General features: G+C 69.7%; 6 protein-coding genes. 1 reads left to right on the top strand and 5 read right to left on the bottom strand.

Annotated elements, in window-relative coordinates:
* The first annotated feature begins 22 nt into the window (after positions 1-22).
* Positions 23-970: a VOC family protein gene (locus IF188_RS11340; protein WP_191171910.1), complete on the top strand. Its 948-nt coding sequence runs from the start codon at positions 23-25 to the stop codon at positions 968-970.
* Positions 971-1,249: 279 nt separating this feature from the next.
* On the opposite strand, the gene IF188_RS11345 is transcribed toward IF188_RS11340, so the two are convergent.
* The 5 genes from IF188_RS11345 to IF188_RS11365 all read right to left on the bottom strand — a co-directional run bounded on the left by IF188_RS11345 (position 1,250) and on the right by IF188_RS11365 (position 7,547).
* Positions 1,250-2,362, bottom strand: coding sequence for a 5-methyltetrahydropteroyltriglutamate--homocysteine S-methyltransferase (locus IF188_RS11345; RefSeq protein WP_191171911.1), 1,113 nt, complete (start codon positions 2,360-2,362; stop codon positions 1,250-1,252).
* A gap of 322 nt (positions 2,363-2,684) precedes the next feature.
* The gene (locus tag IF188_RS11350; RefSeq protein ID WP_191171912.1) at positions 2,685-3,731 is read right to left on the bottom strand and encodes an alpha/beta hydrolase family esterase; all 1,047 of its coding nucleotides are present in this window, start codon (positions 3,729-3,731) and stop codon (positions 2,685-2,687) included.
* A gap of 218 nt (positions 3,732-3,949) precedes the next feature.
* Positions 3,950-4,861 carry a serine hydrolase gene (locus tag IF188_RS11355; RefSeq protein ID WP_191171913.1) on the bottom strand — a complete coding sequence of 304 codons (912 nt, stop codon included), beginning with the start codon at positions 4,859-4,861 and terminating at the stop codon, positions 3,950-3,952.
* An 83-nt stretch (positions 4,862-4,944) separates the two neighbouring features.
* The gene (locus tag IF188_RS11360; protein WP_191171914.1) at positions 4,945-6,927 is read right to left on the bottom strand and encodes a M13 family metallopeptidase; all 1,983 of its coding nucleotides are present in this window, start codon (positions 6,925-6,927) and stop codon (positions 4,945-4,947) included.
* A gap of 146 nt (positions 6,928-7,073) precedes the next feature.
* Positions 7,074-7,547: a hypothetical protein gene (locus tag IF188_RS11365; protein WP_191171915.1), complete on the bottom strand. Its 474-nt coding sequence runs from the start codon at positions 7,545-7,547 to the stop codon at positions 7,074-7,076.
* Positions 7,548-7,817: the final 270 nt, after the last annotated feature.

Here is a 7,817-nt window from a genome sequence, read left to right on the forward strand (position 1 = left end):
GACCCGTCAGAGAGGACGCCCCATGACCGCGTACACGTCGTTCGACGTCGCCCACCTCGCCCACGTCGAGCTGCTCACCGCGAAGCCCGCCGAGAGCCGCTGGTTCTTCGAGGAGCTGCTCGCCATGCGGGTCGTCGGCGAGAAGGGCGGCTCCGTCTATCTGCGCACCTGGGACGAGTACCAGCTCTACACGATCAAGCTGACGGCGTCGGATGCCGCGGGCGTGGGCCGCACGTCGTTCCGGGCGTCGTCACCCGAGGCGCTCGAGCGCCGTGTCGCCGCGATCGAGGCGACCGGCCTCGGGACCGGCTGGGTCGACGGCGACCTCGGCTGCGGGCCGACGTACGAGTTCACCGACCCGGACGGGCACGCGATGGGGATCTTCTACGAGGCGGAGCGGTACGCCGCGACCGACGACGCGCCGTCGCTGAAGAACCAGGCGTCGCGCTTCCCCGGCCGTGGTGTCAACGCCCGCCGGCTGGACCACATCAACTACCTCGCGAAGGACGTCGAGGCGAACGGCGAGTTCCTGCGCGACGCGCTGGGCATGCGCGAGTCGGAGCGCATCCGGCTCGACAACGGCAGGTTCGCGGCGTGGTGGTTCCACTTCTCGCTCAAGTCGTACGACGTCGTCTACTCCGACGACTGGACCAAGCACGGCAACCGGCTGCACCACATCGCCTTCGCGCCCGATACGCGTGAGGACATCCTGAAGGCGGCCGACATCTTCCTCGAGAACGGCATCCACATCGAGTCAGGCCCGCACAAGCACGCCATCAACCAGACGTTCTTCCTCTACGTGTGGGAGCCGGGAGGCAACCGCATCGAGTTCGCGAACGCCGGCGCCCGCCTGCTGCTCGACCCCGACCAGCCCGTCGTGGAATGGTCGGAGGCCGAGCGTCGCAAGGGTCAGGCGTGGGGGATGAAGACGATCGAGACGTTCCACACCCACGGCACGCCCGTGGTGTGACGCGGGCGAAGCACGGCCCGTCGCCCCTTGAGGTTCAGGTGGCGCGAAAGGCCGAATCGCGAAGAGGTATGCCGCACACAGCGCCACCCGAACGCCCGAGGCAGCGCCGGCCGCTCCGCTCACGTGGCGCAAGTGGCCGCATCACGATGAGGGATGCCGCACTTTCCGACACCCGAACGCGCATGGCAGCGCAGACCTCGTCGCACAGGTGGCATAAATTGCCGCATCGCGTAGAGGGATGCCGCACGCAGCGCCACCTCAACATCCGAGGGGCTTGGGTCAGCGCCAGACGTCGGCCGCGATGTCGACGACCTCGCGCACCTTTGCCCACTGCTCGTCCTCGGTGAGGACGTTGCCCTCTTCGGTCGAGGCGAAGCCGCACTGCGGGCTCAGCGCCAGCTGCTCGAGCGGCGCGAACGCGGCGGCCTCGTCGATGCGCGTCTTCACGGCATCCACATCCTCCAGCTCGCCCGTCTTGGACGTGATGAGTCCGAGCACGACCGTCTTGTCGCCCTCGGGCAGGAAGCGCAGCGGCTCGAACCCGCCGGCGCGCTCGCTGTCGTACTCCAGGAAGTAGCCGTCGTAGGCGGTGTTGCCCAGCAGCTGCTCGGCGACCGGCTCGTACCCGCCCGACGAGATCCACGTCGAGCGGAAGTTGCCGCGGCACACGTGCGTCGTCACGACCAGGTCGTCCGGCTTGCCGTCGAGGATGCGGTTGAGGATGCCGGCGTAGCGCTCGGCGATGCCGTCGGTGTGGATGCCGCGCTCGCGCGCCTTGGCCAGCTCTTCGTCCGAGCACAGGTACGCCCACGCGGTGTCGTCGAACTGCAGGTAGCGGGCGCCCGCGTCGTAGAACGCCGACAGGGCGTCGCGGTACGTCTGCACAAGGTCGTCGACGATGTCGTCGCGGCCGTCGTACCCCGAGCCCTCCAGGTGCCCCGGCTCGAGCCGGAAATCGAGCACGGTGGGGGCGGGGATGCTGAACTTCGGCACCGCGCCGGTGGTGCGCTCGAGCAGGCTCTTGAGCGAGCGGAAGTGGTCGAGGAACGGGTGCGCGTCCGAGAAGCCGATCTTGCCGGTGACCTCGATGCCGCGCGGCTTGGTCTGCACGCCCTGGAACTGGATGCCGTGGTCGAGCTCGACGATCTCGACGCCGTCGAGCAGGCCGAAGAAGTCGAAGTGCCACCACGAGCGGCGGAACTCGCCGTCGGTCGCGAGCTTCAGGCCGGCGTCGGCCTCGCGGACGACCAGCTCGGCGATCGCGGTCTCTTCCGCGACACGCAGCGCATCGGCGTCGATGTCGCCCGCGGCGAATCGGCGGCGCGCCTCGGCGAGTGCGGCGGGACGGAGGAAGCTGCCGACGATGTCGGCGCGGAACGGCGGTGTTGACACCCTGGTGAGCGTAGTCGATCCCTCCCGGCATAGGGAAACGCTCTGTCGCCCCGGTTCATCGACCGACGGCGTCAGAGCACCGCGGGGTCGCAGCCGCACGAGGCGAGCCGCCGCAGCGACGGCTCGAGCACGAGGTGCGCGGGCGCCGTCGAGCAGTACGAGCGGGATGCCGGCGGCCGCGATCTCGTGGACGTCAGGGGCCGCGGCGGCGCTGATGAGCACGACGCCGTCGACCTGCCGATCCAGGAAGCCGGGTCCCGAGAGCGCAGGAGGGCGGACCGCCGTCACGGCGGTCCGCCCTCTCGTCAGATCCGTGGATCCCTCAGCCGCGGCGCGGGTGCGCGGCGAAGAAGTCCCACATGATCTCGGAGGCCGAGATCTCCGTCGTCATCGAGCCCAGGCCGAACCCGTTCATGTCGATGGCGGCGCCCGGCCATGTGTGGCCGCCGCCCGCCACCTCGTACACGACGACGTCGCCGTGGCCGTCGCAGTGCGTCCACGAGGTCGCGGTGACGGAAGGGCTGACGGCCGACGCCACCGGACCGGCGGCGCACTCGTTGATGCCTGCCCAGGTCTGGGCCGCCACCGTGGTGGAGTAGCCCCAGCGCGCGTCGGCCGTGTTGCCCTCCCACGGGTTGACGAAGTCCGCGGTGCCATGGAACGTGACGACCGCGACCGGGTTCGCAGGCTCGCAGGTGCCGGCCTCGGGGCGCGTGAGGTCGGCCGGGTCCGGGCGTCCCGCCCGCAGGCCGCTGACAGGTGCGATCGCGGCGAACAAGTCCGAGGCCTCGCACGCGAGCGCCGATGCCATCCGCCCGCCGCCCGAGTAGCCCGTCGCGTACACGCGTCGGTCGTCGACGCAGCCGGCGGCGTCGAGCTCGTCGACCACGGCACGCAGGAACGCGACGTCGTCGCGAGCGTCGGCCCCCGGATACACCCCGGAGGTCAGCGGCACACCGGGCACATTCCACGCCCAGTTGCCGCCCGGCAGCGTCGCCGGGAAGGCGAGGTCGCCGGTCGGCTCGGCCACGATGAAGCCCTCGCGGTCGGCGACCGCGGCGAGACCGGAGACCTGCGCCTGCAGCCCGCCGTTGTTGTTCGAGCCGTGCAGGTCGAGCACGAGCGGCAGGGCTTTGGCCGCGGGAGCCTGCGGCACGTGCACGAGGACGTCGTAGGACGCGCCGTCGAAGTCGACGGCGACCGTCGACGTGCCGGCCGCCAGCGTCCGCGTGCACGGGTGCTCGCCGGACTGGCCGGGGCTCGCGGGCGGGGCGGCGGTCGCGGGAACGGCGATGGCGAGGCTTGCGCCGAGCGTCGAAGCCGCGAGGGCGGCGAGGGCGATGCGGCGCATGCGGGAGCGTGCAGTCACGGGAACTCCTTCGGTCTGACCGTGGCAGGGATGAGATAAAACCGAACAACATTCGGTTTCAAGATCCCATTGTACGCGGCACCCGACACCGGTCCCGCACGGGGGCGCGTGAACCGGGCTCGCGAAGGCAGGCCGGCGCGACGAGACAGCTGCGGGAGCGCGGGTGCGCCACGGTCCCCCTGACAGGGGGACGGGATGCCGCGGGTGGCGGCATCCCGTCAGAACACGTACTCCATGAGGTCGGTGCCGAGGATCCGGAAGGCCTCGTGCGCCCGCAAGCGGTGCGAGATCGACAGATCGTCGAAGCACACGATGAGCGCGTATGAGACGCCGGCGCGAGGACCGGCGAGCACGCCCGCCTCGACGCGGATGCCGGCATCCCGGCCAGTCTTGTTGATGAAGAGCAGTCCATGCTCGTCGTTCTCGTGCGAGAACGGGTCGAGCCCCGTCGCCGAGGCGACGAGCGACAGGTCGTGGTTGAGGCTCAGCCACTCCGCCACCTGCGCGCTGACGCCGGGCGAGACGACCTGCGAGTTGACCAGGGCGGCGAACACCTCGGCGAGCTCACGGGCCGAGCCCAGCGCGAAGTGCGGAGCGTCGTCGGGGCCCCGCTCGTCGCGGAAGCGATCGAGCAGCGCCGACCGTGAGAGCCCCAACTGCTCGATGCGCGCCCGCACCGCCGGCAGCCCCACGCGGGCCAGCAGCGCGTTCGCGGCCAGCGCGTCACCCGTCGACGCCGTCAGCACCGCGAGGTCCACGAGCGGCAGCGCGGGCGCCTTGAGGTGCTGCCACACGCCGCCGACGCCGACCGCCTCGTGATGCGCGCGGTCGATGATCTCGAGCGGCTCCAGGCGTCCGGACTCGAACGCCGCCGCCACCTCGATCAGCAGCGGCACGACTCCGAGGCCCGCCACGGGCAGGGTCACGAAATCGTCGCCCGAGAGCACGGCTGTGCCCCGGTCGAGGTCGGTGATCCGCACCGAGATCTTGGCGCCGGACGCGGCGAGGTCGTCCAGCGCCTTCAGCGTCGACGCGAACGAACGACGGCCGACGGCTGCGCGCTTCGGCAGCCGCTTTCCGGAGCTTCGTCGCGCCCCCCGCAGCGACTCGGCATCCTTTCGGGGCTCCATGCCCACGGAGCGTCCTTCCCCAGTTCTCGGTGTGATGCGGTGGCGACGACCGTGCGGACGCGCCGGGGGTGGAGGATCGGCGGTCACCAGATGGTGACGCGCTGGTCCTCGTCGAGCCAGAGCGCGTCCGACTCGGTGACACCGAATGCGTCGTAGAACGCGTCGATGTTGCGGACGATCTGGTTGCAGCGGAACTCGTTCGGCGAGTGCGGGTCGATCGTCAGCAGGCGGATGGTCTCGGCGTCACGGCCTTTCTGCTGCCAGATCTGCCCCCAGCTGAGCAGAAGGCGCTGGATGCCGGTGAACCCGTCGATCTCGGGCGCCTGCGCCTGCACGCCCTCCTCATCGGTGCCGAGCGACAGCGCGTACGCCCGGATCGCGATGCCGAGGCCGCCGAGGTCGCCGATGTTCTCGCCGATCGTGAGGGCGCCGTTGACGTGGTGCTCATCCGCGAGCCCCTGCGGCACGAGCGCGTCGTACTGCGCGATGAGGTTCTTGGTGCGCTCTTCGAACGCGGCGCGGTCGTCGTCGGTCCACCAGTCGCGCAGCGACCCGTCGCCGTCGAAGCGGCTGCCCTGGTCGTCGAAGCCGTGGCCGATCTCGTGGCCGATGACCGCGCCGATGCCGCCGTAGTTGGCGGCCGCGTCGCGCTCGGCGTCGAAGAACGGGTACTGCAGGATCGCCGCGGGGAACACGATCTCGTTCATGAGCGGGTTGTAGTACGCGTTGACGGTCTGGGGCGTCATGAGCCACTCGTCGCGGTCGATCGGCTGGCCGACCTTGGCGAGCTGGCGGTCGTGCTCCCACACGTGCGCGCGGCGCACGTTGCCGACGACGTCCTCGGCATCGATCTCGAGCGTGGAGTAGTCCTTCCACGCCACCGGGTAGCCGATCTTCGGCGTGAACGCGTCGAGCTTGGCGAGCGCGCGCTCGCGGGTCTCTGGGCTCATCCACTCCAGGTCGGTGATGGACTGGCGGTACGCCTCGATGAGGTTGCCGACGAGCTCGTCCATCGCGACCTTCGCCGCAGGCGGGAAGTGGCGCTCGACGTAGACGCGGCCGATCGCCTCGCCCATCGCCGCCTCGGTGAGGCTGACGCCGCGCTTCCAGCGCTCGCGGTTGACGGGGACCCCGGTGAGCTGCGTGCCGTAGAAGCCGAAGTTCTCGGCGACGAACTCCTCCGAGAGGAACGGAGCGGCCGAGTGCACGACCGCGAAGCGCAGCCAGGCCTTCCAGTCCTCGAGGCGGTCCTCGACGAACAGCGCCCCCAGGCCTTCGAAGAAGCTCGGCTGGTAGACGTTGACCTCGGCGAACGCTTCTGCGTGCTCCGGGGCCACGCCCTCGCGCCACGGCGTGAGGTCGACGCCGACGAGTGCCTGCACTTCGTCCCACGTCTTCAGGTTGTAGGTCTTGACGGCATCCCGGCTGGCCACGTTGTCCCAGTGGTGGGTGGCCAGCTCGGTCTCGAGCGCCACGATGCGGTCTGCGGATGCCTCGGCCTCGGCCACGCCGGCCAGCTCCAGGATGCGGTGCACGTGCGTGCGGAACGCGATGCGCGTCTCTTGGAAGTTCTCGAGCCGGTAGTAGCTCTCGTCGGGCAGCGACAGCCCGCCCTGCAGGAAGAACGGCACGTACCGCTGCGGGTTGCCGGGATCGGGCTCGATGTAGAGGTGGATGAGCGCCGCGACGCCGTCGCGCTCGAACTCGCCGATCGTGCGCAGGAAACCGGGGATGTCGGCGATCGCCTCGACGCGGGCCAGAGTGTCGGCCAGCGGCGCTGCGCCCTGCTCCTGGATGCGCTCGGTGTCCATGAAGCTCGTGTAGAGATCGCCGATCTTGCGCGCCTCGGTGCCGGGCTCGGCCTGCTGCGACTCCTCGACGATCGCGTGGACGTCCTTCTCGGCCTGCTCCGCGATCAGGTGGAACGACCCCCAGCGCGCCTTGTCTTCGGGGATCTCGGTCCGTTCGATCCAGGCGCCGTTGACGTGGCGGAACAGATCATCCTGAGGGCGGATCTCGGCGCTGAGTTCCTCGAGCGCGAGACCGGAGCGGGGGGCGTCGGTCATGCGTTCCAGGTTAGCCGCCCGGCCGACGACGGGAAGCCGCCCGCCGACACCGTAGCGCGGTCGTTACCGTCCGGTCCGGTGCGGGCGAATTCAGCCGCGACCGGCTCTCGCCCGCGAAGGGTCCTCGGTCCACTGGAGCAGTCAGGTCACCTATTCATTGTCGGTTCGAAGCACTTCCTGACGTCCATGCGGCTCTCCTCAACCTGTGCCAGGACCGTGTCGGCGTCCTTGCCCGGCTCGATGCCCATCTCGGTCAGGCACTCGCGGTACCTGATGAATGTCTCGGACTCGTATGAATGGGCGATCTGCCATTGGAAGGAGACCGGTGCGAAGTCGACATAGCACTTGTCGTACACAGGCATGTGCTGCGCCAGGAAGGCGAAGTCATACACGCTGCCGACGACACGCACGCCCGTGAGCGGGGCGCCGCCTTCGTTCATGCACGCTTCGAACTTCGCAAAGGCGTCATCGTACACCTGCTGGGTTACGACGGTGACACCCTCAGGCAGGGGCCCTGCCTCGGGGTTGGTAGGTGCTCCGCCGGATGCAGCCAAGCCCCCCACCGTCACCATGCCGGCTGCGGCAACGAGCGCACCGACAATGATCGTTCGCTTCTTCATCACGGCTCCTTACGAGTTCACCGAGGCGATCTGGACTCCGCTGCCGTTATAGGCCTTGTGATACCCGTTCCAGGTTCCACCCTGAATCTTGCTGACGTGATCCCCCTGGACCACGAGCAGAGGTGAGACGTAGTAAGGGCCACCGGGGTAGGACTGGTAGTAGAACTGGATTCCGACGTTGGCGCCACAGCCTAGGTCCGCCCAGGTGTGGGGGGGGGGGGGGGGGGGGGGGGGGGGGGGGGGGGGGGGGGGGGGGGGGGGGGGGGGGGG

The organism is Microbacterium helvum (assembly GCF_014779795.1).
GTDB lineage: Bacteria > Actinomycetota > Actinomycetes > Actinomycetales > Microbacteriaceae > Microbacterium > Microbacterium helvum.